This window comes from Cytobacillus sp. FSL R5-0569 (assembly GCF_038007265.1).
In the GTDB taxonomy this organism is placed as follows: Bacteria; Bacillota; Bacilli; order Bacillales; family Cytobacillaceae; genus Cytobacillus; species Cytobacillus kochii.
In genome coordinates this window covers 964,589-991,359 of the sequence record NZ_JBBOWW010000001.1, presented here as the reverse complement: position 1 = coordinate 991,359, position 26,771 = coordinate 964,589, and the positions used below count along the sequence as shown (strand labels likewise).

At 36.7% G+C, this 26,771-nt stretch carries 26 protein-coding genes; 4 read left to right on the top strand and 22 right to left on the bottom strand.

What is annotated here, in order from left to right; translation table 11 throughout:
• Nucleotides 1-32: 32 nt before the first annotated feature.
• A complete protein-coding gene (locus MKX78_RS05190) occupies nt 33-752 on the bottom strand; it encodes a glycerophosphodiester phosphodiesterase (RefSeq protein ID WP_095370323.1) in 720 nt (239 codons plus the stop codon).
• 157 nt (nt 753-909) lie between these two features.
• Here MKX78_RS05190 and MKX78_RS05185 point away from each other — a divergent pair, with 157 nt between their 5' ends.
• On the top strand, nt 910-1,752 hold the full coding sequence (locus tag MKX78_RS05185) for an MBL fold metallo-hydrolase (RefSeq protein ID WP_224934858.1): 843 nt from the start codon (nt 910-912) through the stop codon (nt 1,750-1,752).
• Between the two features lie 93 nt (nt 1,753-1,845).
• Complete coding sequence (locus MKX78_RS05180; protein WP_341050113.1) at nt 1,846-2,805, top strand: D-2-hydroxyacid dehydrogenase; 960 nt, start codon at nt 1,846-1,848, stop codon at nt 2,803-2,805.
• Nucleotides 2,806-2,899: 94 nt separating this feature from the next.
• Here MKX78_RS05180 and MKX78_RS05175 read toward each other — a convergent pair whose 3' ends face one another.
• The 5 genes from MKX78_RS05175 to MKX78_RS05155 all read right to left on the bottom strand — a co-directional run bounded on the left by MKX78_RS05175 (nt 2,900) and on the right by MKX78_RS05155 (nt 7,126).
• The gene (locus tag MKX78_RS05175) at nt 2,900-3,844 is read right to left on the bottom strand and encodes a DMT family transporter (RefSeq protein WP_233435304.1); all 945 of its coding nucleotides are present in this window, start codon (nt 3,842-3,844) and stop codon (nt 2,900-2,902) included.
• A gap of 134 nt (nt 3,845-3,978) precedes the next feature.
• Nucleotides 3,979-5,376 carry a M20/M25/M40 family metallo-hydrolase gene (locus MKX78_RS05170; RefSeq protein ID WP_095370326.1) on the bottom strand — a complete coding sequence of 466 codons (1,398 nt, stop codon included), beginning with the start codon at nt 5,374-5,376 and terminating at the stop codon, nt 3,979-3,981.
• A 404-nt stretch (nt 5,377-5,780) separates the two neighbouring features.
• Complete coding sequence (locus MKX78_RS05165; protein ID WP_095370327.1) at nt 5,781-6,341, bottom strand: NAD(P)/FAD-dependent oxidoreductase; 561 nt, start codon at nt 6,339-6,341, stop codon at nt 5,781-5,783.
• Nucleotides 6,342-6,426: 85 nt separating this feature from the next.
• Nucleotides 6,427-6,873 (bottom strand): GNAT family N-acetyltransferase, encoded by a 447-nt coding sequence (locus tag MKX78_RS05160; protein ID WP_307317167.1) that lies wholly within the window; start codon nt 6,871-6,873, stop codon nt 6,427-6,429.
• Between the two features lie 19 nt (nt 6,874-6,892).
• The gene (locus MKX78_RS05155; RefSeq protein ID WP_095370329.1) at nt 6,893-7,126 is read right to left on the bottom strand and encodes an excisionase family DNA-binding protein; all 234 of its coding nucleotides are present in this window, start codon (nt 7,124-7,126) and stop codon (nt 6,893-6,895) included.
• Between the two features lie 174 nt (nt 7,127-7,300).
• Between MKX78_RS05155 and MKX78_RS05150 the strand changes: the two genes are divergently transcribed.
• On the top strand, nt 7,301-8,953 hold the full coding sequence (locus MKX78_RS05150) for a PAS domain S-box protein (RefSeq protein ID WP_095370330.1): 1,653 nt from the start codon (nt 7,301-7,303) through the stop codon (nt 8,951-8,953).
• Between the two features lie 174 nt (nt 8,954-9,127).
• Here the strand turns inward: MKX78_RS05150 and MKX78_RS05145 are convergent, their stop codons facing one another.
• The 5 genes from MKX78_RS05145 to MKX78_RS05125 all read right to left on the bottom strand — a co-directional run bounded on the left by MKX78_RS05145 (nt 9,128) and on the right by MKX78_RS05125 (nt 14,365).
• Nucleotides 9,128-10,309, bottom strand: a complete 1,182-nt coding sequence (locus MKX78_RS05145) for a toxic anion resistance protein (protein WP_095370331.1) — start codon at nt 10,307-10,309, stop codon at nt 9,128-9,130.
• Nucleotides 10,306-10,962: a 5-bromo-4-chloroindolyl phosphate hydrolysis family protein gene (locus MKX78_RS05140; protein WP_341050103.1), complete on the bottom strand. Its 657-nt coding sequence runs from the start codon at nt 10,960-10,962 to the stop codon at nt 10,306-10,308. Before MKX78_RS05140 ends, MKX78_RS05145 begins: the two co-directional genes overlap by 4 nt.
• Before the next feature lie 298 nt (nt 10,963-11,260).
• The gene (locus tag MKX78_RS05135) at nt 11,261-12,703 is read right to left on the bottom strand and encodes a PAS domain S-box protein (protein ID WP_341050101.1); all 1,443 of its coding nucleotides are present in this window, start codon (nt 12,701-12,703) and stop codon (nt 11,261-11,263) included.
• 61 nt (nt 12,704-12,764) lie between these two features.
• The gene (locus MKX78_RS05130) at nt 12,765-13,688 is read right to left on the bottom strand and encodes a ketopantoate reductase family protein (protein WP_341050099.1); all 924 of its coding nucleotides are present in this window, start codon (nt 13,686-13,688) and stop codon (nt 12,765-12,767) included.
• A 140-nt stretch (nt 13,689-13,828) separates the two neighbouring features.
• On the bottom strand, nt 13,829-14,365 hold the full coding sequence (locus MKX78_RS05125; protein ID WP_370873367.1) for a class D sortase: 537 nt from the start codon (nt 14,363-14,365) through the stop codon (nt 13,829-13,831).
• Between the two features lie 240 nt (nt 14,366-14,605).
• On the opposite strand from MKX78_RS05125, the gene MKX78_RS24495 reads away from it, so the two are divergent.
• The gene (locus MKX78_RS24495) at nt 14,606-14,773 is read left to right on the top strand and encodes a ZinT/AdcA family metal-binding protein (protein WP_095370336.1); all 168 of its coding nucleotides are present in this window, start codon (nt 14,606-14,608) and stop codon (nt 14,771-14,773) included.
• Nucleotides 14,774-14,958: 185 nt separating this feature from the next.
• On the opposite strand, the gene MKX78_RS05120 is transcribed toward MKX78_RS24495, so the two are convergent.
• The 11 genes from MKX78_RS05120 to hisD all read right to left on the bottom strand — a co-directional run bounded on the left by MKX78_RS05120 (nt 14,959) and on the right by hisD (nt 26,626).
• Nucleotides 14,959-15,786, bottom strand: a complete 828-nt coding sequence (locus tag MKX78_RS05120; protein ID WP_095370337.1) for an STAS domain-containing protein — start codon at nt 15,784-15,786, stop codon at nt 14,959-14,961.
• Between the two features lie 116 nt (nt 15,787-15,902).
• On the bottom strand, nt 15,903-17,168 hold the full coding sequence (locus tag MKX78_RS05115) for a dicarboxylate/amino acid:cation symporter (protein WP_095370338.1): 1,266 nt from the start codon (nt 17,166-17,168) through the stop codon (nt 15,903-15,905).
• Nucleotides 17,169-17,310: 142 nt separating this feature from the next.
• Nucleotides 17,311-18,228 (bottom strand): phosphotransferase, encoded by a 918-nt coding sequence (locus MKX78_RS05110; RefSeq protein WP_095370339.1) that lies wholly within the window; start codon nt 18,226-18,228, stop codon nt 17,311-17,313.
• A gap of 219 nt (nt 18,229-18,447) precedes the next feature.
• On the bottom strand, nt 18,448-19,167 hold the full coding sequence (locus MKX78_RS05105; protein WP_341050096.1) for a glycerophosphodiester phosphodiesterase: 720 nt from the start codon (nt 19,165-19,167) through the stop codon (nt 18,448-18,450).
• A 4-nt stretch (nt 19,168-19,171) separates the two neighbouring features.
• Nucleotides 19,172-20,497 carry an ABC transporter substrate-binding protein gene (locus MKX78_RS05100; RefSeq protein ID WP_095373522.1) on the bottom strand — a complete coding sequence of 442 codons (1,326 nt, stop codon included), beginning with the start codon at nt 20,495-20,497 and terminating at the stop codon, nt 19,172-19,174.
• A gap of 22 nt (nt 20,498-20,519) precedes the next feature.
• Complete coding sequence (locus tag MKX78_RS05095) at nt 20,520-21,332, bottom strand: carbohydrate ABC transporter permease (protein WP_095370341.1); 813 nt, start codon at nt 21,330-21,332, stop codon at nt 20,520-20,522.
• The gene (locus tag MKX78_RS05090; RefSeq protein WP_328199651.1) at nt 21,329-22,240 is read right to left on the bottom strand and encodes a carbohydrate ABC transporter permease; all 912 of its coding nucleotides are present in this window, start codon (nt 22,238-22,240) and stop codon (nt 21,329-21,331) included. Before MKX78_RS05090 ends, MKX78_RS05095 begins: the two co-directional genes overlap by 4 nt.
• Nucleotides 22,241-22,259: 19 nt before the next feature.
• The gene (locus tag MKX78_RS05085) at nt 22,260-23,345 is read right to left on the bottom strand and encodes an ABC transporter ATP-binding protein (protein WP_095370343.1); all 1,086 of its coding nucleotides are present in this window, start codon (nt 23,343-23,345) and stop codon (nt 22,260-22,262) included.
• 340 nt (nt 23,346-23,685) lie between these two features.
• Complete coding sequence (locus MKX78_RS05080; protein WP_095370344.1) at nt 23,686-23,946, bottom strand: YciI family protein; 261 nt, start codon at nt 23,944-23,946, stop codon at nt 23,686-23,688.
• A 39-nt stretch (nt 23,947-23,985) separates the two neighbouring features.
• A complete protein-coding gene (locus tag MKX78_RS05075; protein WP_307317187.1) occupies nt 23,986-25,305 on the bottom strand; it encodes a GntP family permease in 1,320 nt (439 codons plus the stop codon).
• A 37-nt stretch (nt 25,306-25,342) separates the two neighbouring features.
• Nucleotides 25,343-26,626 carry a histidinol dehydrogenase gene (hisD, locus tag MKX78_RS05070; protein ID WP_341052712.1) on the bottom strand — a complete coding sequence of 428 codons (1,284 nt, stop codon included), beginning with the start codon at nt 26,624-26,626 and terminating at the stop codon, nt 25,343-25,345.
• Between the last annotated feature and the right edge of the window lie 145 nt (nt 26,627-26,771).

Sequence of the window (26,771 nt, the reverse complement as noted above, 5' to 3'; positions counted from 1 at the left end):
GGCCAATTCAGCCACTTTTTTGTCTATTCCATTTATTGATAGTTGGATACAAATTCATCACAGAAATCGGTCATAACCACCTCAACGCCTTGGTTGAGTAGTGATTGAGCATCGGACCATCGATTAATTGTATAAGTACGTAATGGGATTTTGTTTTCTATTGCCTGTATACCATGTATGGATTGCACAAATTCTTTTTGACAATGAATAGCATCGGCTCCAATATTCTGAGCTACCTTAATTGCATTAGCATGTATACCTAGAATTAAATACCCTGTATTTATTTCATTATCTAATGTTCGTATTCTCTTCACACTCTCAGGGTTAAAAGATGAAAGAATGATTCGATCTCTTAAACCATATTGCTCAATTAAAGTTAACACCTTCTCCTCCATACCATCGTAACGAAAGACATCATTTTTCAATTCTACATTTATAACCAATTCATTATTCTCCTCTTTCGCCCATTGAAAAACCTCTTCTAATCGTGGGATTCTCGCATGGTTAAATTCGGTGTTAAACCAGCTCCCTGCATCAAATTGCACAATATCTTTATATTTAAAATCCCTGATAAACCCTGTCCCATCTGTTGTCCGATTGATTTTCTCATCATGAATGATGACAAGTTCACCATCTTTAGATAATTGGACATCTAATTCGATTCCGTGAACACCAGCTTTTCTTGCAGCTTCAAAAGCAAGCATTGTATTCTCCGGAAAGCGACCACTTAATCCACGGTGGGCAAATATCATTGCTCAACCATCCTCTCCCTTTTCTACAATTGTATAAAAATTATTTAAACACAGTATGAATCGTTTGTAAAAAATTCCTTTTTATTGATGTTAAAGATTAATCGAATGTAAGCAGGGTATACTCTCATATAAAGACATGTAAAGGAGATAAAATCTTATGAGAGAGTATGATTCTGAGCAACATTATATGCCTATCACCTCAACAACGAGCGGTATGATTGTTAATTCTGCAGAAGGTGTTGATTATATAAACATTCAAATCGTTAATGTTTGTTTTGTTAAAACAGCAGAGGATGCATGGGTCCTTGTTGATGCTGGTATGCCAAAATCAGCCCAAAAAATTATTGAAGCTGCAGAAGAATTATATGGAAAGGGTGCGAAACCTGTTGCGATCATATTAACACATGGACATTTTGATCACGTAGGTGCGATTCATGAGCTATTAGAAGTATGGAATGTCCCTGTTTATGCTCATTCGATGGAATTACCTTATTTAACTGGTCGGAAAGATTATCCAGAACCTGATAATACAGTTGATGGTGGATTATTAGCTAAGTTTTCGAATTTATTCCCTAATGAAGGTATTAATATTTCTCAACATATAAAACCTTTACCAAGAGACGGTCATATTGACGAAATGCCCGGTTGGCAGTGGATTCATACTCCTGGACATACAGAAGGTCATATCTCGCTTTACCGCAAAAGCGATGGTGTCTTAATTGCTGGAGATGCCTTTTGTACCGTTAAACAAGAGTCCCTTTTTAAAGTGATGACACAGGAGCAAGAAATTAGTGGTCCCCCAAGGTATTTAACCACTGATTGGCAACTAGCAAGAGAATCTGTCAGAAAACTCTCTGACCTTAATCCTCATATCGCCATCACAGGACATGGTATTCCTATGGCTGAACAAACTCTCCAACAAAGCCTTATTACTCTTGTAAGGGAGTTTGATGACATCGCAATGCCTGAAACTGGTAGATATATAAAAGACGACGAATAATAGTAATATTCAATATCTTTTATTTCGGTATCCTGAAGATTTTGCTATTATTAAGGGTAGACTTGAAAAATTTCTACCGATGGAGGATACCTTATGTCTAAAAGAAAAATGATTATCACACAAAACTTAAGCGAGGAACTTAAAACAGCCATTACAGAAATCACTCCTGATTGGGAGCACATCATAGGGAAGGATAACGAGGTTTGGGAGAGTCATATGAAGGATGCAGAAGTGATTGTTGCTTGGAAACATCGTATGCATGATACCTATGCGAATAATGCTAACCTTCGTTGGATTCAAACATGGAGTGCTGGTGTGAATTATTTGCCACTCGAAGACTTTGACAAGAAAAACATCCTTCTAACAAGTGCAAACGGGGTACATGCTTATCCAATTTCGGAGACGATTTTTGCATTGATGTTAGGTTTAACAAGAAGTATCGACCGTTATGTTAAACAACAACAAGAAAAAGTATGGGATGGAACTGGTAACAAACTCGAAATGCATGGAAAGACCATCGGTATAATTGGTGTTGGAATGATTGGACAAGAAACTGCTCGAATTGCCAAAGCGTTTAATATGCACGTCATTGGTGTTAGACATTCAGGCAAACCTGTCGATTACGTAGATGAAATGTATACTTCACTGGAACTTGACGACATCCTACCTAAATGTGATTATATTGTCGTCACCCTGCCTTTAACGAAGGATACATACCATATGTTCAGTAAAGAACAGTTCAAACGCATGAAACAAACAGCTTTTTTTATTAATATTGGACGCGGTGAAATTGTTGATGAAAACGCACTTTATCATGCTCTTTCAGAAGGAGAAATTAAAGGTGCTGGTATTGATGTTTTTGAAAAAGAGCCGCTCCCTGAAGATAGTCCATTATGGGGATTAAATAACTTAATCATCACCCCACATACATCTGGATCAACCGAACATTACAACGAAAGAGTCATTAAAAACATCTTCATTCCTAACCTAAAAAAATATTTGAATGGCGATGCTCTTGATACGAATGTAGTGGATTACAAAAAAGGATATTAAAAAACAAAGTCCGAACGATTATTTAAACGCTGCTAAAGCTTCGAATAATCGTTCGGATTTTTCACCCCTTTTAAGAGGAAATTCATTTACAAACCTATTTGTTTGCCACGTTTTTTTCTTTTATTGGCTTCATCTTCTCTGTTCTTCTTTTTCTTAATAATGATTCAATCGCACCTGATCCAAGGAGTACACCAGGAATGATAAAGACAAGACCAACCCAATGATAAACCGTGATTTGCTCCCCTAAAAATAATGCCGACCCGACAAGAGCAAAGAATGTATTTAAGTTTAAAAAGATGGCGGCTTCAGCAGGACCAATTTTACTAATCGCATAATTGTAGCCCATTTGTCCAATAGCCGTTGCTAAAATGGCAGATGCTAAGAATAAAATCCATAAAGAACTTGGAGCATCTAATAAATTTGTAAATGCCAAAGGCTCTGAAATCAAACCTATGATGGCGAGAATTATGCCCCCAAAAACCAGCATATATCCAGTGAGTAGTCTACTATCAATAGTTTTCGCTGCCTTACTGATAAGAATAAAGCTGAACGCTTGGGATAAAATCGATAAGAAAATATAAATATCTCCAAAAGAAAAACCAGATAACCCTCCATTACCGATTACAACGATAAAAGAAACACCAATAATGCCAAAGATAAAACCTATAATCTGCATACGTGAAGGCATGGTTTTAATGATAATGGCGGAGAGAATAGCCGTCAAGACTGGCCCCGAACCTAAAATTAATCCTCCGTTAGCACCAGTTGTTTCCATTAACCCATGTGCTAGGAAAAAATGATGAGCCGTAATATTAAAGAGACCACCATATATAATATATTGAAATTCCTTCCGATTTGGTCTTCTAACTTTCCCTATAACTCCGAGCATAAGAAAAACAAAAAATCCCGCAACTAGAATCCTGATAGCAGTAATCGTAATCGGTGGGAAAGATGAGACAAGGATTTTAATAGCGGAAACATTAAATCCCCATATCATCATTAATATTGTCATAAATAAAAATAGACCGAGCTTGTTCATTCCCATCCTTCTTTCCGTCTCTGTAATGAAGTAAATTTTAACATATATTTTCTTCATATGGATAGAAAGTAAGCAATTGATAAGCAAGAAAAGGTGGAAGCATCCGCCCCCACCTTTACAGAACTGAACCTTACCTATTTTAAATCCTCTTCAAGAAACATTTGTGGCTCTACCTTTTTCTCTTGTTGCTTTCTAGGTTTGATCATCCGATCAATTTGCGCTTGTTGATATACCGCCGTTCCAACAATACTAGCTACATCCTTTAGTTTTTCCTTACTAATTTTATCAATCGTATCATCTGGTGTATGGTACCAAGGTTCTGAAGGGCTGTGAATAAATAAAGCTGCTGGAATACCTACTTCGGCAAATGGCACATGATCACTGCTGCCGCCACTTCTAATCGGTGTCGCTTCTCCATTTAACCTCGAGCTAGTCTCTTGAGCTAACTCGGTAACAAGGTTTGGCTCCCCATCAATTGTGGCCAAAACTAAATTACCTGCATCTCTACTCCCGACCATGTCTAAGTTAAAATTCGCCACAATTCTATTACGCTCATCTTCAGGTAAACTATTTACATAATGTGTAGAACCAAGTAATCCTACTTCTTCAGCACCAAATGTAATAAAACGAATTTCTGTATCAGTTGGGAATAACTTAAGTACCCTTGCCAATTCAAGAGTCATCGCTGTTCCTGAAGCATCATCATTGGCCCCTGGTGCACCAGCTACAGAATCATGGTGAGCACCGATCACAATAATATCATTCGTATCTCTTAATTTTGAGGTTGGTTTTTTCGTCGCTATGACATTATGAGATGTTTTTTCTCCTGTACTTGCCCCTTCTATATTGATAGTCGCTTCTGTAACCTCTCCGGCTTCTATACTAGCAAGCAACGCATCTCCCTCTGCTTTTGACAAAGAAATCGCAGGAACAAATTGATCATTATGTGCTCCCAAAGTTCCATTTAAAGAGCCCTCACTATTATTATAAATAATTACACCCGCTGCCCCTGCCTCTCCTGCATTCAACACTTTCTCACTGAAGCTTAACTCTCCGCGTTTGATTAAAACAATTTTTCCTGTAACATCGCCTAATTCCTCTGGTTTACCTAGACCGCCATAGACGATGTCCCCATTCACATTCCCACTAATAGAATACGTAAAGTAGTCAGGGTTTAGTTGTTCATTATATCCATCGACTTGTAGTTCAATCGTATGTGGGGGTGTATACCCAACATAGGTAAACGGTTGAATATCTGCACGATAACCGTAATTCCTAAACTCTCTTTTGATAAATTCGACAGCCTCATCTTCCTCAACTGTTCCCGCAACTCTCGGCTCTTTTGCAAGATGAGCAATATTGCGATAGATTTTGTGCTCATTTACTAACTTTGTAATTAAATAGTCATAGAAGTGATGTGAATGACTCTGTGTATCAGCAGCTTCAACAGGTTTAACAACATAGCCATGAACACCTAATGCACCAAATACGAGAGTAGTAGCCAAACTAAATTTTAAGATAGATTTCTTCATTTTTTTCCTCCTATTAATCGATTTTCTAAAAGTTTAGACTATTAATTCCGAGTTAATAAGTGTAGTATTCACTATCTTTCAATAGGGAAAAAATGCTAGTTTCTCATATACGAACCTTTTAACTACAAATGATAGATGACAAATGATGGATAGAAGAGGAGGGTTACTCTCAGGTAAATATAAATAAAAAGGAGTGATAATGAGAAGGTAATTTAATAGAGAGCTTATATTTAAACAATTTCACAGATCCTTACATTCCATAAAATTTCAAATCAAAAAGTTTTCCAATACATTAAGAATGCAAAATCAGCCTTCAATTCTAAGTAAATAGGCATGTTCTCCAACAATCAATTTCAAATCAAAAAAGCTGACTATTACAGTCAGCCTTCTTAAACAACTACTATTTATTTCAATACATCATGGTCAACATAACGCTCACCATTTATCTCACTAATTACATTAATAGCTACCTTCGCGCCATCACCAGCAGTAATAATTGTATGTACACTTACACCTGCTGTCGTACCTGCAGCCCAGATGCCAGGAATATTGGTTTGACCTGATGCATCTACATCAATAATGGTTTTTACTCTTGGCTCTGTTCCCGGTTTCGTTTGTACACCTGCTTTTTCGGCTAAATCAGCCAAGAACCCTGTTGCTAAAATGACATGTTTCGCTTCATAACTACCTTCAGAAGTAGTAACAACGAAACCTTCTTCTTTTTTCTCAATAGATTCTACTGTTGCATCTACTAATTCTGCCCCAAATTTCTCTGCCTGTTTTTTCCCTGTGCTAACCAAATCCGGACCTGATACCTCTAATACACCATAATGGTTTTCAACCCAAGCCCTTTTTGTTACACCTTTGTCATTATCAATAACAATCACTTTCTTCCCCGCTTTAGCAGCAAATAAAGCTGCACTCGCACCAGAAGGCCCTGCTCCAACGATTAGAATATCATACATGTTCCATTCCTCCTCAAGAAATACTCTCTCTTTTCTAGAATAGACAAAATAATTAGAAATGTAAAACATTCTATCCTTTTAGAGGTCAAAGCTGCTTTTGTAAAATCACCATATGAATGAGTTGTTTACCACCCTCATAAATAGGGCGGTCATAATGTTTCACAAAGAAATCATCAATCTGATGAGAAATATGAAATCCACACGCCTGGTAAAAAGGGATCGTAAGGGGACTATCTCCCGTTCCTACTTGAAGCTTGCGGGCTCTCCCTTTATAGAAATCTTCCACAAGCTGAATCATCTTTTTGCCATATCCTTTTCGTTTTAAATGTGGGGCAACAGCCAGATTCTTTATTTCATATATATCTTCATTCTCCTTTGTTACAACACAAACGCCGATTAACTTTTGTTTTTCCTCGAAAATATAAAGGTCTCCCCGCTCTAAATACTGATCAATCATATTCTCTTGTTCATCTGCAAGCAGTAGCAGATCTATATATCTTTTCTTATCTTCATTAACGAGCTTTAACTTCATCATGTCACATCCTTACGTATTAATCTTCATCCTTTATATCCCGATCTTCTGGAATTGGTTCCTTCGATAACTCTTCCACCAATTTTTTATATTTTTCTAATTGTTGAAAATGGGTTTTAAATTGATCTTTATAAATGAGTACTGCTCCCTCGCTATCATGAATGACACGAATTTTACCTTGGAGGATCAACTCTTCTACATAACTGACTGATACCGATAAATATTGAGCTGTCTCTTCTATTGTTAAATACATGATTACTTCATCTCCTCCAACTAGTTTCTACTATTATAACTTATTTCTTTAACGCTTATTTCTCCTACTATCATACTTAATTATTAAAATACTCAATCTTTAATGGCAAAATTTTTCATAATCGATTACTATAAAGTATAGTGATTATTTGTTTTACAGAACAGGAGCATAGATATGAAAACAAAATTCTTAATCTTCTTTTTTTTAGGAAGTATCATTTGGGTCATTTCAACAAACCTACTCATTAGGGAATTTCATACATCATCCAACTTAATCTCCATGATACATATAAAAGAAATTTTATATATCTCCTTTACAACTTGTCTCTTCTACTATTTTATAAAAAGAATTGAAGAACTAAATACATCCAAAGAAGATAAAGAGAGATTATCCACACTTATTAATGCAATGGTCGATTTCGTAAATTTTAAAGACGAAAAAGGGAGATGGATCGAAGCAAATAAAGTCGCCCTTGAACTATTTAATCTTGAAGAAGACCAATATCGAGGAAAAACAGATATTGAACTCGGCGATCAAGCAAGAAGTTTTTACAAAAACTCCTTCGCTCATTGTATGATTTCAGATGAGGAAACATGGGATAGTGGAAAAATTGCGAGAATCGAGGAAAATATATTACAACCCGATGGAACAAAGAAGATATTCGACACAATTAAAGTTCCTCTTTTTCATGAAGACCGAAGTAGAAAAGGGCTTGTAATTATCGGTAGAGATATTTCCGAAAAAAAGAGATTGGATGAATTATTACAAGAAAGTCAACAGCAATATAAATCGCTGTTTTTGTACAGCCAAGATATGATCGTCATGATGGATTTATCCGGACGGATTACTCAAGCAAACCCCCAATTTAAGGAGATAACCGGTTATCAGCCAGAAGAAGTACTCCAACAACCCATCACCCACCTATTTCCTAAAGACTTACATGATGAATTATTTAAAAGTCTTGAACACATACGACAAACGAATCAACATATACAATGTGAGATGGCGATGAACCATAAAAATGGTCCTCAAATCATCTTAGAATGTACAGCTGTGCCTATGATTATCAATAATAAACAAGCTGGTATTATTTGTTATGGGAAAGACGTCACAAAGCTACGATTAGCTGAAGAACAATTAAGAAAAACGGAAAAATTATCTGTAGTTGGTGAACTATCAGCGAGTGTGGCTCATGAAATAAGAAACCCACTCACTTCGTTAAAAGGATTTGTACAAGTATTAACGACAGAAGACAGTAAACATGAATTTTATTATCGCATTATGGAAGAAGAATTGGATCGCATCAATCATATTGTTAGCGAACTATTACTACTAGCCAAACCACAAGAGATTAAATTCATTCAAGCAGATATCTATGAATTACTCCATAATGTCATTTCACTATTAAAAACGGAAGCATCACTCCATAATATCCAAATTCAATTAAAGTCATATTTACGTACGCAAATTTCTATACTGTGTGAACCTAATCAACTTAAACAATTATTTATCAATTTAATAAAAAATGCTATTGAAGCCTCAACTGACGGAGACGGTGAAATCATGATTTCATTAGAAAAGGAAGAGGATACTGCTATCATAAAAATATCTGATAATGGCGATGGCATGTCTCCAGAATTATTAACAAAACTCGGCGAACCTTTTTATTCATCCAAAGAAAAAGGTACTGGTCTTGGTTTAACAGTCAGCAATAAAATAGTTCAAAGCCACAATGGTTCCATTCATTTCTCAAGTATTTTACATGAGGGAACAACAGTAACTGTCAAGCTACCGATACAAATCGCTTCGCGTGTACCAGTTGGATAATGAAACAGCCAAAATGCCGGTTTACAGAAGAACATCGGTATTTTGGCTTGGCTATTCTTTAGTCTTTTAACATAAGTATTGATACTTTCTAGACATGCTCTTTCAGTTCAATTATTCTTCCATCTAAAAAGGCACGGATAAATACTAAATTAGCATTTATCCGTGCCTAATGAATTATTTATCTTTTACTTCTAATAGTTTTAGCCTCAAGTCGTTTTCCATATGGGCTAGATCACTTTCGGCTTGTTTTCTTTTATGTCGACCTTCTTCTTGGATGCGCAATGTTTCTTCAATCGTTTCGACTAGGTTTTGCTGGGTTTTCTTTAATGTTTCTATATCTACTAAACCGCGTTCGTTCTCTCTCGCTGTTTCTATAGTGTTCATTTTTAGCATTTCTGCATTCTTCAATAGTAAGTCATTCGTTGCCTTTGAGACATGCTTTTGCGCTTCTACTGCATGGCGTTGGCGAATCAAAGTTAAAGCAATAGAGACTTGATTCTTCCATAATGGAATAGCAGTCATAATGGATGATTGTATCTTTTCTACTAGCGCTTGATTTGTATTTTGGATCAGTCTAATTTGTGGCGCACTTTGGATGGTGATTTCTCGACTTAACTTTAAATCGTATAAACGTTTATCCAATCTTTCAGCAAATTGGACTAAGTCATTCACTTCCTGTACTTTCATTTGATCCTGTGATGATTCAGCTTTCTTTTTTAGATCCGGAATCGATTGTTCTCTCATTTCCTCAAGCTTTAGTTCCCCTGCAGCGATATAAATATTTAAGGCATGGAAATATTCTTTATTGCTTTCATACAGCTTATCTAGCATAACAATGTCTGAGAGAAGCAGGTTTTTACTTCGCTCTAACTTCACACTGATGCGATCAATTTGTGCGCCTACCTTTTGATATTGCGACAATACTTCATGGACAGAACCTGAAAGCTTGCCAAATATTTTTGAGAAAAAGCCTTGTTTTTCATGCTTTAAATCATCCGGGTTCACTTCATTAAATTTTTGCATAAGTTCGCCCAAAATTGAGCCTACTTCGCCGACATCTTTTCTTTGCACATGGTCAAGCATCGCATGTGAAAAATTGAGTAACTTTGATTGAGCAGGCGTACCATATGAAATCATAGCTTGATGATTACTTGGGTCGATTTGTTCAGCTAATTGGTAAGCTTTTTGCCTGTTTTCCTCTGGAATGACATCAATCAATTTTACACGACTAGATGAGTCCTCACTTTTAACCTTTGTGACTGTCTCGTCGTCATTACCAAAAGGGTCCGCTAAAAGATCATCCAATATATCTGCACCAAGGGTAGGTTGATTTGACGTATTTTTTTCTTTTGTCATTTTAATCGCCTACTTTCATCATTCGTTTTCTCATCTTTTAATTTCTTAATGTTATGTTTGGCTACATCTATTTCATAATGAAGATCATCAATATCATTCGCTAGCACTGAACGTAAATCCTTATCTACATGAACCATTAGCTCTTGCAAAGTTTTTCTGGTCTCTGTTAATGATTGCTCAAGTTCCCAATCTTTCTTTGGTTGTGAGGAAAGAAAAACATATTTTTCAGCGAGTTCTACCGCTGAATCCAAATGCGAATAGAAGAATGATTCAGCTTGATAAAAGCGTCTCGGCTCCTTTTGCACAAGCTGGTAAATCCTTTTTGTCACTTTAATAAAATCTTTACGTTGACGACCAGATGGCCAATGGCGAATTGCCATTAAAGCACGATGTAAACGACTCATCTTGATTCGGGCATCATCTAAATTATCTTGGATAAAACGAAACTCTTTCCGCTTGAGTCCCTTACTTTTCATCCAACGATGGACAATAATTATTCCACTCAACCAATACGTAAATACACCCACACCAGCACTAATTAGTCCACTCATCCAAAAACCGTAATTCATAAAAAAGTAGCTAATTAACCATGTCAACACAGACACAGGTACAGTGATAAGTATCCGTAGAAAAAACACATAGAACGGGTTCAAAATTATCGACTCCTGACTTTACCGCTTATACTATTTACGTAATTCGTCTTATTTAAGTTTCAAAATAAGTGAACTTATTTTTACTTACCCTTACAGTATAAGAATACAACATTTGAAGGAGTTTTTTCCATGGACTAAGATTGTAATTCCAACTAAGCCTTAAGTCTTAAAGCAAATATTTACAAAAAAACTCGCTTAAATAGCGAGAAAGGCTGAAATAATGATCAAATATAAAAAAATGCATTTTCAAAATATTAATGCATTCATTTATGTATCATTCTTAAAACGATGAATCCTTTTATGAATAGCCTAGTTCAACGGTTACTATTGTACCGCCACCTGGTTTACTATCAATCTTCATCGTTCCATTATGCTCTTGGATAATTTTATTGCTAACAGTTAGTCCTAAACCGATTCCTTTATCCTTAGTAGTATAAAAAGGGGTACCTAAATAATGCAAACGATCTGAGCTTATACCTATACCCTCGTCTTTAAAATTTATTCTTACTCTTTTATTTCTTAATACTTCTATAGCTATAATTACTTCTCCACCATTTGGCATTGACTCTATAGAGTTTTTTAAGAAATTAATAAATACTTGCTTTAATTGATTTTGATTACAAAGTAATTCAATTTGTTGATCTGGCTTTAAGAATCGAATTTGAACATTACACATCATGGCTTGTGGGTGAAGAAATTTGAATGTAGCTTCTAAAATCTCATAAAGGTCAAAATAATCATAATCAACTACTTGCGGCTTAGCTAAAGACATAAATTCGTTGACAATTCCGTCAATACGCTCTAGTTCATGAGAAATAATTGATAAATACTCTTTCTGTTTATCTTTCTCCTCCATATAATGTAATAGTTTTGAGAAACCCTTTAACGATGTCAGTGGATTTCTGATCTCATGTGCCACACTGGCTGCTAGTTGACCAATAATGGATAGGCGATCTAAATTTCTTAGAGCATCATCATTTTTCACACGATCAGTGACGTCCCTACCGACACAAACATACAATTGAATTTCATTAAATTCATTAAAAATCGGAGAAATATTAGACTCAATATATATGATATTCCCACTACTCGTTTTCATGCGTGATTGAAGAATTTGGGATTCTCCGGTATCATTAATTTTTTTATACAATAACTCACTGTACTCTCTTTCTTCTTTATTCATATGATCCATTACACCTTTCCCCAGATAGGTGCCTTTTTCCACCCCTAATAATTCCTCAAAGGACGGGGATACATAAATTACCTTCTTATCTAGTCCGTACAGTAAAATTAAATCTGACGTGTGCTCTGTAATTAATCGACTGATCCCTAAATTATTTGAGACAATATCCTCTATACATTCAGAATCCGCCAATTCTTTAATAAATGTAATCCCACCAGCAATTTGCTCTAACGAATCATAAATGGGATAATGCGATAATTCCAAATTAATAAGATGGCCATCTTTATGAATACCCTTTGCTTCCGCTTTATCTTGAAAGGGCTTTAATATATTGTACTTCTTCAACCGCAAATGAGTATATAAATTCGTACCAAGTGCATCTTGTTCACGGTAGCCCAATAAGTCCGTATACGATGGATTAATTTTATTTATCCGATGATTTATGCTTGTCAAAACGATAGCTGCAGATGTATGGTTCATTAATAAGTGAGTAACCTCAATTGGGTAAACCACCTTTAGGCTACTATGATTTTGAAAAAGCGCATCATTCTTTGACATAGAAACCTCCAAACTTCCTCTAACCCAGTTTATTCTACAATTTTATTTCTTTTCAGTGGTCTTAAACTGAATGACTATCAATATGTTGAATGTTTTCATATAACATTTGATTTGTGGTTGGTTGTGCTAGCTTGTGCTTTTTATACAATGCTATTACCGTTCCCGCAAAAAGCTCCACTTCACTTTTCCTTCCAGCCTCGACATCTTGTGCCATAGACGGCTTACCCTCTGCATTTAATTGATTGAGAACATTTAGCCAATACGATAAGTCATCTTCTGTTAAAGTGACCCCTTCATACTGTGCTATACGGATCACTTCTCGCATTGCTGCAATCATCGTTTCTCTCGGCTCTCCCTCTACTTGAATTGTTCCATAATTCCCCCGATAGACTGCAACTGTCTGATTCACACCCACATTCAACATGAATTTGCCCCACTGTCTCTTTATCATATTAGTATCTACTTCATACGGAATACCTGTGCGATCGAAAAATTCAGCTACTTCCTTTGTCATTTTTGATGTCTCACCAGCCTCCTGATCGCCAAAACAAATCATCCCCATATGATGATAGCTTAGTATATTGTTTACTTTAACAGCATCCATCCCTTGGGCTACGCTATATAAAACTTTGTCTTCTCCAAATACACTACCTAATATGCGTTCACTTGAAATCCCGTTTAATAAAGAAAGAATGATTGTATGCTCATTGACAATTGGCTTAGCTAATTCAATGGCAGCATCCAACCCATCTGCTTTAACTGAAAAGATGAGTAAATCAACTGGTTTTTTTATACTTTCTGGTGTTCTATAATCAAAATCGCAAAACTGTTGGTTTGCATAAATTCCTTTCTCTTTATATTTTTTCACTCTTGCCTCATCAGCAACAAATGTAAGTGCACCTTTTGGTAATGAAAGGTTCATTTGGCTACCGAAAAGAACGCCCAACGCACCCAATCCAATAAAAGAAACTGATTGAATCCCCATTCATCTAACCCTTTCATACTTTTATTGAAAATTTTATCACAAAATTCTAAAAAAATAAGGGGCTAGAGAAAGTTAGTTTAATAATTTTATATGAATAAGGATTTCTTACCTATTTATTGCTCTATATTTTCGTCTTAAGACTATTTAACTCTCTCGGCATAAATAATATATCTCTCAGGTGCATCTCCCACAAAACTAAAAGGGTAACAAGTAGTAACAATTAATTCTTCTTCTGTTTGTTGCAATGTAATGACACTTGTATCTTCTTTATCGACAATTTTTGTTTTAGTAATTTTATAATCAAATTCTCCATATGGTACTTTTATAGTGAAAATATCATTTAATTTTAACTTGCCCATCCCTCTAAAGACAGTGTCCCTATGACCTGAAAGTACAATTTGACCTCCTTCATCGGGATATAAACTCCCTAAATAATGGCCAACTCCTTTAGCCAGATCATCTGCATCAACTCCCTCAATAATGGGTAATTCTGCATCAAGCTTCGGTATCAAAAGTATCCCTGCTGCTTCTCCTTTTTTCGGCAAATAAGCTTCTGCCTTTTTCGCCCCTTCAGCTACCTTTGCCTTGGCCACTTGTAATGACTGGGATTCCTTCACATTACCAGCAACAATTGTCCAAACACTAAATCCGATAAATAATAAACCAATAAACATCATACTAAGACCGACTTTTTTCAAGCTCGTCTACACTCCATTCAAAAACGAATTAATCTACTAAATCTTAATTCCAGTATATAGTAAATCGCTAGTAATCTGGTAGCAATATTTTATTTTTTCCACCCGCTGTAAATAATAATAATTACGATTTATATTTAAAAAACTGCATACCAAAATATAGTCAACAAGTGCACAAAAAGACACTACACTTTCTGGAACATTGAATAGGATGGATTAAATATCCTTACTTATGAAGCTGGTAATCAGGTGGTTCGGTATTCGTTCAAACGAGTGGATGGAGATCAAGCCGCACCAAAGTTTGTGCAATTTAGTGACCATCGTATTTATCCAACACCAAGCGCTCATTTTCATATGTATCTAGGTAATGACATCAGAAAACTCTCCTAGAAGAACAAATGGGCCAACTTATGATCCATCAGATTTGGGTGGAGAAGAAATTGTTCACGATCGTACATTAAGACCTAAATGATATATAAAAGCTAGGTTTGTAAGAGAAAAGAAAACAGGTTTACTCACTATGAAACTAAAATAGAACACGAAAAATTTTTCGTGTTCTATTTTAGTTTAACTATTTATAATGTCTTTGTATGATGAATGGCTTGTGCCAATGAAGAATAGATTTTAATATTACGGAAATTAATACCTAATTGAACAGCTGTTTGCGCAATTTCTGGTCGAATACCTGAAAGACTGGCGACGGTACCAATTAATTTCAAGCCATCTATAACCTGAAAAATTTGAGCAGCCACCATTGTATCTATGATTGCTACGCCAGATAAATCAATTACAAGCTCTTCAATTTGCATATCGTTACATTGTTCGAGTGTCTTATCAAAAATGACTTGAGCACGATGAGTATCAATATCTCCAACTAGAGGGAGAATAGCTACATCCTGTTTAATTTTTATTACTGGTGTACTAAGTTCAATAATCATCTCTTGCTGTGCTTTTAACATACGATTAGATTCTTCGATATTTCTTCTACTAAATTCACTCATAATTTTTCTAAATGATTGCGAAATCAATCGATTAAGCGTGTTAACCTCTTTATGTGATAACACTGTCGTTGATTCTTCAATATAATTTTGAACTACATCGAAATATTGTTCTTGCACACTAAGAAATTCACTAATGATTTCATCTAAGGGCGTGCTTAAATGGGCAGGGTCCTTTGCAATAGAAGTAACCCATTCATCAAATGCTTCTGTTGGTGCCTCAGATTCTGTGTTAAATAACTCTGCAAAGATTTCATGGAATGCATGATTTTGTTTCTTTAATATAGTAATTTGAGAATCGTCTGTTGTGCTATAGACACCATCTTTACTCTTATCTAATTCCGCATACCAATTCTCTGTTAAATCCCAAGTTTTCTCCTTAAAGTACTCGTAAAATGATTTCATCCGCATTTTCTCCTAATCATCAACATTGTCAGTATCACTTTCCCCAAAATATGATACCAGAATTCTTATACCCAATCACCTAAAACTATAAACCTATTTTTATAAATTTTTTTAAATTAAACTGTTTTTACATGGAACGCCTTTTTCAACCAATCTTTTCCTTCTACTAATCTACTAACCATCATCGCGCACACCGTATTACCTGTTGAGTTCAGAAGTGTGGCTGGCGCATCAATAATTGTACTGATCACAGCTATAATCGGCAGTACTTCAGGCGGAAATCCAAATACACTCAAGATGAGCATTTCACCAATTAATCCCCCACTAGGTATCGCTCCCATAACCGCACCTACTAAAAAGGCGACTGCAATGATACTTAATATTGTTGGCAGATCTGTCATACTTTGCCCAAACAAGCTAAATATAAAAACAATCTTAATCACGCCACCAAAAACCGAGCCATCTTTATGGGTGTTTGCTCCTAATGGGATAACTGTTTCAGCTATATCTTTAGGTACGCCCATTTTCTTCGTCGCGTCAAGATTAACTGGAATACTTGCCGCGCTTGAACATGTTGCAATTGCAGTCACTGAGGGTGAAATCGCATTTTTCCAAAATACACTGATTCCCTCTTTCCCACCAGCAATAAAGGCATACAATGTGAAAAAGCCAAAATAATAGACAAGTGTTATACCTAGATATAAAACAAAAGCACGAACATACCCACCTAAAATCTGCGGTCCTAATTCACCAATGATCGTTGCAAAATAACACCCTAGACCAATCGGCGCATAATACATAACAATCTTTACAATTTTCATCATAATATCTGTGCCTGATTGTAAGAAGGTAGCCATTGGTCTGCCTTTCTCACCTACTAGTGCGGTAGCCAAGCCAAATAAGATTGCGAAAACAATAAGCTGTAACATATTGCTCTTAGAGAATAAAAGATGAAAATCATTAACAGTCACCGTCTCAACTAGTTTTGCAAGTAACGAAATATTCTCAGGTTCCTCTTCTGCCACTTCCGCCTCATCCATCATAGCAATAATACTTGAAGTATCCGTATCTTTTAATGGATCGAATAGAGAGGTACCTGCGAATCCTAATACAGCAGAAACGACTGCTGTTAAAAAGAAAACGAGGAATGTACTTCCCATAATTTTACCTAAACGTTTCATCCCACTAATATTCGCAATAGCCGATGCTATACTAAAAAAGACGAGTGGAACAATAATCATAAACATTAAATTTAAAAATAAATCTCCAAAAGGTTTCACAACTGATGTCGCAGGCCCAAACACTACCCCTGCTATACCGCCAATAAGAATAGCAGCTAATAACAAAATAGTCGTACGATAGGTCGAAAATAACTTCTTCATTATAAAAAACTCCTTCCTCTCTTATTTCATGACACAAAAAGAAAACTCACCCATTGGCGAGTTACTAATGGTAGCATTCAAATGTTCTAACTAAATTGATAACCCTTGTATTTTAGCGTATTTTCAACCTTTAAGCTAGCTATTAATGATTGGAAATGAGATTCGCTAACCCTACTTTCGCTTCTCTTATAATGCCTTCATCCTGTTTATCCATCCCATAAAAAAGTAAATAGCACATCACATGCAGCCCTCTGAACATAGCTAACGATTCCGTTTCTTTATCAATTTCACCATAAATAGAAAAAAAGCTTTCCCTCATATATGATGGAACGAACGTATAAGCAACAGCTAAATCAACCGCTCGATGGCCAAGATGCATATCCCCAAAATCAATTACACCTGCAAGTCTTAAATTATTACAAATCAGAAAGTTGCGGAAATAAAAATCCCCATGAACCAATGTATTCCTTGCCGTTACACTCGTATTTATTGCTAGTTGAATAATGGCTAAAAAAGGTTTTCGGGAGTCAATAACTTCATTTGCCTCCATCCATTCTAATCGTTGAATAACTTCTAGTTTTTTTGCATGAACGTCTAGCCTGCCAATTTCATCCCCTATGATTCCAAGAAAATGACTACTTGGTATTTGATGAAGGGCTTTTAAAAATAAGGCAATGTCCTCAACGATAGCGCCACGATCTTTCACGCTTATCTCTCGTTCATTGGTAGAAACACCCTTAATCAACGGATAACCTGTGAATGGGTATGGAAACTTACTACTTGGTTGACCAATATATATAGGTGTAGAAATTTGAATATTACTGTGTAAGTGTTGCTTTAATTGTGGTAACCATCTATTTTCTCTTTCTATTAAGGGTACAGCAATTTTTCTTCGTGGGAATCTAAAAATGACCGATTCATTTACAACGAAGACTTTATTATCCCATCCTTCACCGCTCTCTTTAATAGAGACAGGTTCAAGTATCGGAAACTGTTCCCTAATTATTTGTTGTGCTTCGTCTATAGTAACTTCAACATCGCTATCCCATATCGCAGACAAATTTCAGCCCTCCTCTTTAATAACAGTTTGCTATTTACACCTAAATCCTATATTATCACACTAACTAAAGCTTCCTTATTTATGCTTGTAAAACTTCAATTTTAAACTCCTGAGTAATAGTTCTTTTAGACACGAAAAATTCCCCTTTAACAGTCAGATTTCTTGAAAAATTTGACTACTAAAGGGGAGCATACAATCACACTACACCTGCTTTACTTTTTATTTAAGTTGTTCCGGTACGTCTGTCATAATGACCTCGACACCTGTTTCAACTAATTGTTCCTTTACTGCTCTTTCGTTTACCGTATAGACACGAAGAGGAAATCCTTTTTCTATCGCATCTCTTCCATAAGTAGAAAGAGCGAAACTTGGTTGACAATGAATGGCATCGGCACCTATATCCCTTGCTACTTTAATAGCATCCTGTTTCACACCAGCAATTAAATAACCAACCGAGATATTCGGATTTATCGCTTTTACTTTCTTTAAACTAGGTGCATTAAATGAAGAAATAATTACTCGGTCTTGTAATTGGTACCGATTAATCAAATCTAAAACTTTTCTTTCCATCCCCTCATAAGCAATGATATCGTTCTTTAATTCTATATTTAATGTAAGGTCATTGCCCTCCTCTAAAAGCCACTCTAATACTAGTTGAAGTGATGGTAAACCCTCGCCGATAAAATTAGAAGAAAACCATCCTCCTGCATCTAAGCCAAGGAGTTCGTCTAAAGTTAAATCTTTAACATAACCCTTGCCATTCGTAGTACGATTAATTTGTTCATCGTGAATAATGACCAGGTGGCCGTCCTTACTCATTTGCACATCTAATTCGATTCCCTCAACTCCAGCATCTAAGGCTGCTTGGAATGCAGTCATTGTATTTTCAGGAAAGGTACCACTCATTCCACGATGAGCATAAATAGAAACTTCCTCCACCCTCTCACTGACTCCCATTTTTTCTGTTCGCTGCCTCTAATGACTGATCTATTTCTGCTGCCGCACGCTCCAATGCTTCTTTCGGTTCAACACCTTGATATAGGCTTTCCATTGCGCTCACAACTTTTTGACGCGCTTCTGGGAAGACAGAAATTAATGCCCCTTGAGTCGCCTCAGATGGAATTGTATTTTTCAACTGATCAACTGTTACTTTTAGCTGTGGATACTTCTCCCACTCTTCTTGTACAAGCGGTAAGTCGTAGGCTGCTGGGTTAATAGAAAAATAACCTGACTTTAAATGCCATTGTGCCTGTACTTCAGGTGTAGTCACATACTTCATGAACTCCCATGCAGCACGCTGTTTTTCCTCATCAATATCTTTCGCCATCCATAAAGAAGCGCCGCCAATAATTACCCCTTGTCTGTCTACTCCATCCGGTACAGGTAAATATCCTGCGCCAACCTCAAACGGTGCATTATCAACTGTAGCTCTAATACCTGCTGATGAATCTAGATACATAGCAATTTTGCCAGATTGGAAAGCAGCCCGGATATCATCCCAATTTTGTCCAGTATTATAGAAGGTACCTTCTTTATGCATCTCACTAATTAATTCAAAGACTTTTAGTCCTTCTTCACCGTTAAATACTGCCTTTTCCGCATTACCAGTGCGTCCGTTATCATTATCAACAAATAATCCACCTTGGACCGCGATTAATTCCTCAATAAACCAGCCGTAATTTAAAATTGAAAAGCCCACCTGGTCATCGTTCGTTAATTTCTTAGCCGCCTCTTTTAATTCACTATACGTCTCAGGCGCTTTCTCTGGATCTAATCCAGCTTCTTTAAAAGCATCTTTATTATAAATAAGTACCGGAGTGGATGAGTTAAATGGCATGGAATATTGCGTGTCATCTACAGCATAATAATTAGTGATATTCTTCTCCCATTGATTCATATCGTATCCTTCATCATCAATAAATTTCTGCACTGGTTGTATTTTCCCTGAATCAATCATATATTTCGTCCCGACTTCAAAAGTTTGCATGATTGCTGGTGCATCTTCTGTTCCAGCTACCGTATTAAACTTCGTAATCGCTTCTTCATATGTCCCTTGAAAAACTGGTGTCACTGTAATCTCATCTTGTTCCGCATTGAAACCATCAGCTACTTCTTGCACAACACGCTCAAGCTCGCCACTCATCGAATGCCAAAATATCACTTCTGTTTTTCCATCTCCACTAGCTTCCTCTGTAGTTGCTGAATCATTTGAACATGCCGTCATGAATATGAGCATACATAAGATACTGACCACCCAAAGCTTCTTCATTCTTTTCATCCTCTCCCCACTTCTACTTTATTGCTCCTCTAGTTAACCCTTCCTGTAAACGTTTTTGACCAACAAAGATTAATAGTAAAGTTGGCAAAATGACGAGCATCACCCCTGCCATTACCACCCCCCATTCAGACGCAATTTCTTGTGTCTGCATCTGCTTTAAGCCAATTTGGACGGTCCTTACCTTTTCATCATTCGTGACAAGCAATGGCCATAAGTACATATTCCAAGCCGTCAAGAAGCAATAGATTCCAAGCGTAATTAAACTTGTTTTCGAAATCGGCAAGACAACCGTTAAGAAGAACTTAAAGCGACTCACCCCCGAAACCTGGGAAGCTTCATATAATTCAATAGGAATCGTCTTAAACTGTTGTCTAAGCAGAAAAGTCCCAAAGGCCATAGCGAAGAAAGGAATCGTTAATCCTGGAAAACTATTTAACCATCCTAATGACTGTATCGTTTGAAAGTTTGGTACCATCGTCGCTTCCCAAGGAATCATCATCGTGGAAATAAAAAGCATAAACAAAAGGTTTTTCCCTTTAAATTTTGTAAAAACAAAAGCGAAGGCCGCTAAACTGCAGAGTAGTAATTGTCCCAACATAATGACTGTGGATACGACCAAGCTGTTAATCAAATACCGCAGTAATGGAACCTTTTCGAAAGCATGAAGGTAATTGGTTAGTGTGAAGTTTTCTGGTATGAGCTTTCCTTGCAGAACTTCTCCCCCTTGCATAAAACTAATCATAAAAGCGTAAACAATGGGGAAAAACATGATAAAACCTGAGAGAATAAGGACTAAATATAATAAGATCTTCTTCCCGATTGTCATTGATAATGCACCTTCCTCTCACCGAGCTTGAACTGGATCACTGTCAAGATGAAGACACATAGAAAGAGAAGAACCGCCTGTGCGCTGGCAGAGCCAATATTATAGTTAATGAAGGCATCTTTATAAATGGAATACACAATCACATTGGTCGAATCGATTGGTCCTCCCTTTGTCAAAATATCGATTTGCCCAAATGACTGAAATGAATTAATCATCGTCACTGTAAGAACAAAGAAAAGTGTTGGTGATAGCATTGGGAGTGTGATTTTTCTAAAGGAATAAGAAGAACTTACCCCAGCAATTCTTGCGCTTTCATATAATTGGGAATCGATATTTTGTAACCCCCCTAGCAAAATGAGGAACGTAAACCCTGTATTCATCCAAATCGTCGCGATTGCGACTGAGAGCAAAGCAGTATTCGGATCTAATAAGAAATGCATATCAGCAAAACCAAAAAAGTTTAGTATTTTGTTTGCTATACCAATCGATGGGTTATAAATAAACATCCATATGACTGATGAGGCAGCTACACTCATGCCCATCGTTGAGGAAAAGATGGTTCTAAAGAAACCAATGCCTTTCAATTTCTGATTAGCTAGTAACGCCAAAGCAAGAGCGAGAATCACGCCAACTGGTACCGTGTATAAAACAAATAAGAAAGTGGCCTTAGCACTTGTTAAAAAACTAGTTGAAGAAAGCAATGTGGTAAAGTTTTCCCAACCCGCAAAAGACAACGGTTTTCCTTGTGTATCAGTATAGAAAAAGCTCAAATATACCGTCCTAACCATCGGATAAAATAGAAAAATAATAAATAAAATAAAAGATGGTAGTACATATAACCAGCCCTCTAAAGATGCAAGGGAAAATCGATTTTTTCTTAGAGATGGCCGCTTTGGGTCAACGTTCATATTAAGTGATGGCATAAAACTAAATCACCTCCACACCTTCAAGAAAAGTATTCTGTTTCGTTTGATCATCAAAAAAAACTAAGTCCTCTATTTTGATAGCAAAAGAAACCTTCTCTCCTAAAGGAATCGCATGCTGACCTTGCCACCTTGCTGTCCACTGCAATTTATCCGTTAACTGAAAATTAATTAGTGTTTCTGTACCAAGCATTTCTACATTCGTAACGGTAGCTTGCAATGTGGCTTCATCCGTATTCGTTGCTCTTACTAGATGCTCAGGTCTAATTCCAATCGTGAATTCACCAGCTAAATTCTGATGAATTTGTGGGAGCCTTGTCTCGCATGGGAGATGGACATTTCCATTTTGAATATATCCATTAACCATATTCATTGGCGGTGCGCCAATAAACGATGCCACAAAAGTATTCGCCGGGTGATTATAAATATCAAGCGGCTTCCCAACTTGTTGCACTTCACCTTGATTTAAAATCATCATGCGATCGGCCATCGTCATCGCCTCTGTTTGATCATGTGTGACATAAATCATCGTAATACCCAATTTTCTTTGTAACTGCCTTATCTCTGAACGCATTTTTGTTCTCAATTTTGCATCAAGATTTGAGAGTGGTTCATCCATTAGACATATAGGATCTTGTGTAACGATTGCTCTAGCGAGTGCTACACGCTGTCTTTGACCACCCGATAATTCTCTTGGTTTCCTTTTCAAATATGGTGTGAGTCCAAGCGTTTCTGCCGCTTCCTGACACCTCTGTGATTGTTCAACTTTCGTCAGTTTTTTCACATGTAGACCAAAGGCAATGTTTTGTTCAACTGTCATATGAGGAAACAGAGCATAATTTTGGAACACCATAGATAATTCTCTCTTACTTGGCTTTAACTTATTTGCATAAGCCCCGCCAATATAAAGCTCACCACTACTTATTTCCTCTAATCCAGCAATCATCCTTAACAACGTACTTTTTCCACAACCAGATGGCCCGACTAACACAAAAAATTCCCCAGGCTCAATCACAATATCAATCCCTTTTAACACTTCTATATCCGCTTGGTAAGACTTTCTCATCTGTTTTAATTCCAAAGCACGCATATTCTCTCACCCCTTTTACCGCCCCCTAAAGAAAGCCATATACCGATGAAGTAAAAACCCTTTACTCGTCGAATATACGGCTTTTTGAAAGAAGGCAAGTCTTTCCACTTGTTATATATTCATGATACTTTTGGAATATGAAGGAAATATTAGATTCTCGTATAATAATGTTAAATACGCTTTAACTTTATGGATGTACGGTAAAAAAGTGGTGAGAACAGATAATATAATCGGTTGTTCACATCGCCGTTACCCCATCCAGCTACCTACTTCCTATTTACTCATCAAATAAAAAAAAGAACATACATAGAGATATGCATGTTCTTATTCCAATATATGATTACTCGATGATAGACCATTCCTTTAGCTCTAATCGACGAGCATGATGGACAATATATGGGTCATTTTCTGCTAATGTCATAGCCTCATCATAACTATCAGCATTGTATACGACTAGCCCGCCAGTTCCATCAGCAAAGGGACCTTTAGCGAAGATTTTCTGTTCTTTCTCCAGTTTGTTTAAATACGCTAGGTGATCTGGACGAATCTCTTTACTTTTTTCAATATCTACCATATGCAGTATTGCCGCAAAATAAGCTATGACGATAACCTCCTATGAATCTATTTACTTTTTTCTAGATTATACACCAACACCAAGAGAAAAAAGAATAACCGCTAGTACAACAGCAACAATTGGAACCACTACAGTCATTAAACCGAATGCAGGATAAGCATCTTTATGCGTTTCCCCAGCAATAGAACGAATGGTTGTCACCGCATATCCTCCATGTGGTAATGAATCAAGCGTACCTGAAGATAAGGATACCGTTCTATGAAGCGCTTCTGCATTCACACCCATATCTAAATAATGAGGTGCTAAGATTGGTAAAGCAATTGTTTGCCCGCCAGATGAGGAACCGGTTAATCCAGCGATAACCATAACAGACAATGCCCCTCCAATTAATGGTGAACCGGGAATACTGGTCATAAAATCTACAGCAGAAGAAAACGCAGGAGTGATTTTTGCTACACCGCCAAAACCAACAACAGCAGCCGTATTTCCAATTGCTATAAGAGCTCCCATTGTTCCTTCGCCAACAGCTTCCCAGAAATTTCTGAAATATTTACGATTAAGTAACCATGTAGCGATAACACCACCTGTTAAGGCAAGAATTAATGCAGATTGCGCTAAAGAATCGTGGAAAACAAATGCAACAATAAGAACAACTAATAAAGGAATAAGGCTTAATAAAGGATGAGGTAATTCACTTCTTATTTCATTGTTATCCGTATCTCTTCCAACAAATTTCTCCCCCTTCCTTACCGCCCTCCGTATCACTTTCATCAATAACCAATAGCCAAATATAAGCATAAATATCGCTGTTATTAAACTAACTTCCCATCCGGCATAAGGGTTTGTCCCTAAATAAGGAATTGGAATCCAGTTTTGTATTTCTGGTGAACCTGCAGATGTCATCGTAAAAGTCGTTGACCCAAAAGCAAGTGCAGCCGGAATAAATCGCCGAGGTAAATCGGCTTCTTTAAACAAACTTACTGCCATCGGGTAAACAGCAAAGGCAACTACGAATAAACTAACACCACCATAGGTTAATACTGCACAAGAAAGGACTACTGCAAGCACAGCATGCTTCATCCCGATTTTAGTTACAATCCAATGGGAAACGCTTTCAGCAGCACCGCTATCTTCCATTACCTTCCCAAATATTGCCCCGGCTAAAAACATCAAGTACCAAGAAGTAATAAAACCGGCAAAACCATCCATATAACCCGTAATGAAATCTACTTCATCCTTACCTGCAAACTGTGGAAATAACGGAACACCGTTCAGCACTGCAACAAACAGTGCTGAAAGTGGCGCCACAATTAAAAGGTTCATCCCACGCATCACAAGGACAGTAAGTAAGACTAACCCTCCAATTAAACCGATCATACTTAACATTGAATATCACCTACTTTTTATCAAGTTAAAAGCTCATTTACTGTTGATTTCCGTATCTTCTCACACGTAGTAAAGCTTGTTCTGCATGACCTGCGAAATTCTCTAATTGACATAAACGTGCAGCATATTCACCAATATAGGCACTTTGTTCTTTTGATGTTACCTTTTGATAGGTCACTGTTTTAAGAAACTTTCCTACCCACAAGCCACCAGTATACTTCGCTGCCCCTTTTGTTGGTAGTGTATGGTTGGTACCAATCACCTTATCACCGTACGCTACATTCGTTTCTGGTCCTAAGAACAAGCAGCCATAATTCGTCATATTCTCTAAAAAGAAGTCTGGGTTTTTCGTTAATATCTCTACATGTTCAAATGCAAGTCTATCTGCTTCTTTTAAAGCTTCCTGTTCGTCCTCAACTAAAAGGATTTGTCCATAATCATTCCAAGAAACACGTGCTACATCAGCAGTCGGTAATATCTTTAATTGGCGTTCAATTTCTTTCACTGTTTCCTCTGCAATTTTTTTAGAGGTAGTTATTAATGCACCTGGAGATGTCGGTCCATGCTCTCCTTGACCTAATAAGTCAGTAACAATCATTTCAGGATCGCTGGTTTCATCAGCCACGACTAGTGTTTCCGTAGGTCCAGCGAATAAATCGATACCCACGCGACCATATAATTGACGTTTGGCTTCTGCAACAAAAGCATTTCCTGGACCAACAATCATATCAACCGCTTCCATTGTTTCCGTGCCAATTGCCATACCAGCCATTGCCTGGATGCCACCTAAAATATAAATTTCATCTGCTCCTGCTTTATGCATAGCGTACACCGTTGCTGCAGGGATTTCACCATTGATGGGAGGAGTGCAAGCGATGACCCTTTTTACCCCAGCAACTTTCGCAGTTAAAACACTCATATGTGCTGAAGCCACCATTGGATAACGTCCACCTGGAATATAACAACCTACACTATTAACTGGAATATTCTTATGACCTAAAATAACACCTGGCATTGTTTCAACTTCAATGTCTTTCATTGATTTTCTTTGCTCTTCGGCAAAATTTCTAATGTTATTTTGAGCAAACTCAATATCTAAAATAGTTTGTTCAGGAATCGAAGCGCAAATCTCCTCTATTTGTTGCTTACTTAAACGAAAAGTTTCTGGAGACCATTTATCAAATTTTTCCGATAGTTCTTTTAAAGCCTGATCCCCTTCTCTTTCAATTTTATTAATTGTGTTTCTTACAATCTCAGAAACTTTTAAATCTTCTTGTTGAATATCCTCTTCTACTTTTCCTCGTTTTAGGTAAATGACCATCATTAATTTCCTCACTTTCTGGATTTTTGCATACGTATGCAAAAGCATTCAAAAAAATATATCATTCTATTTTGCATACGTATGCAAAGGTTATGAAATAGATGATAAATGAAGCGTTTTCATTTGTCAAATATATATTTTGTTA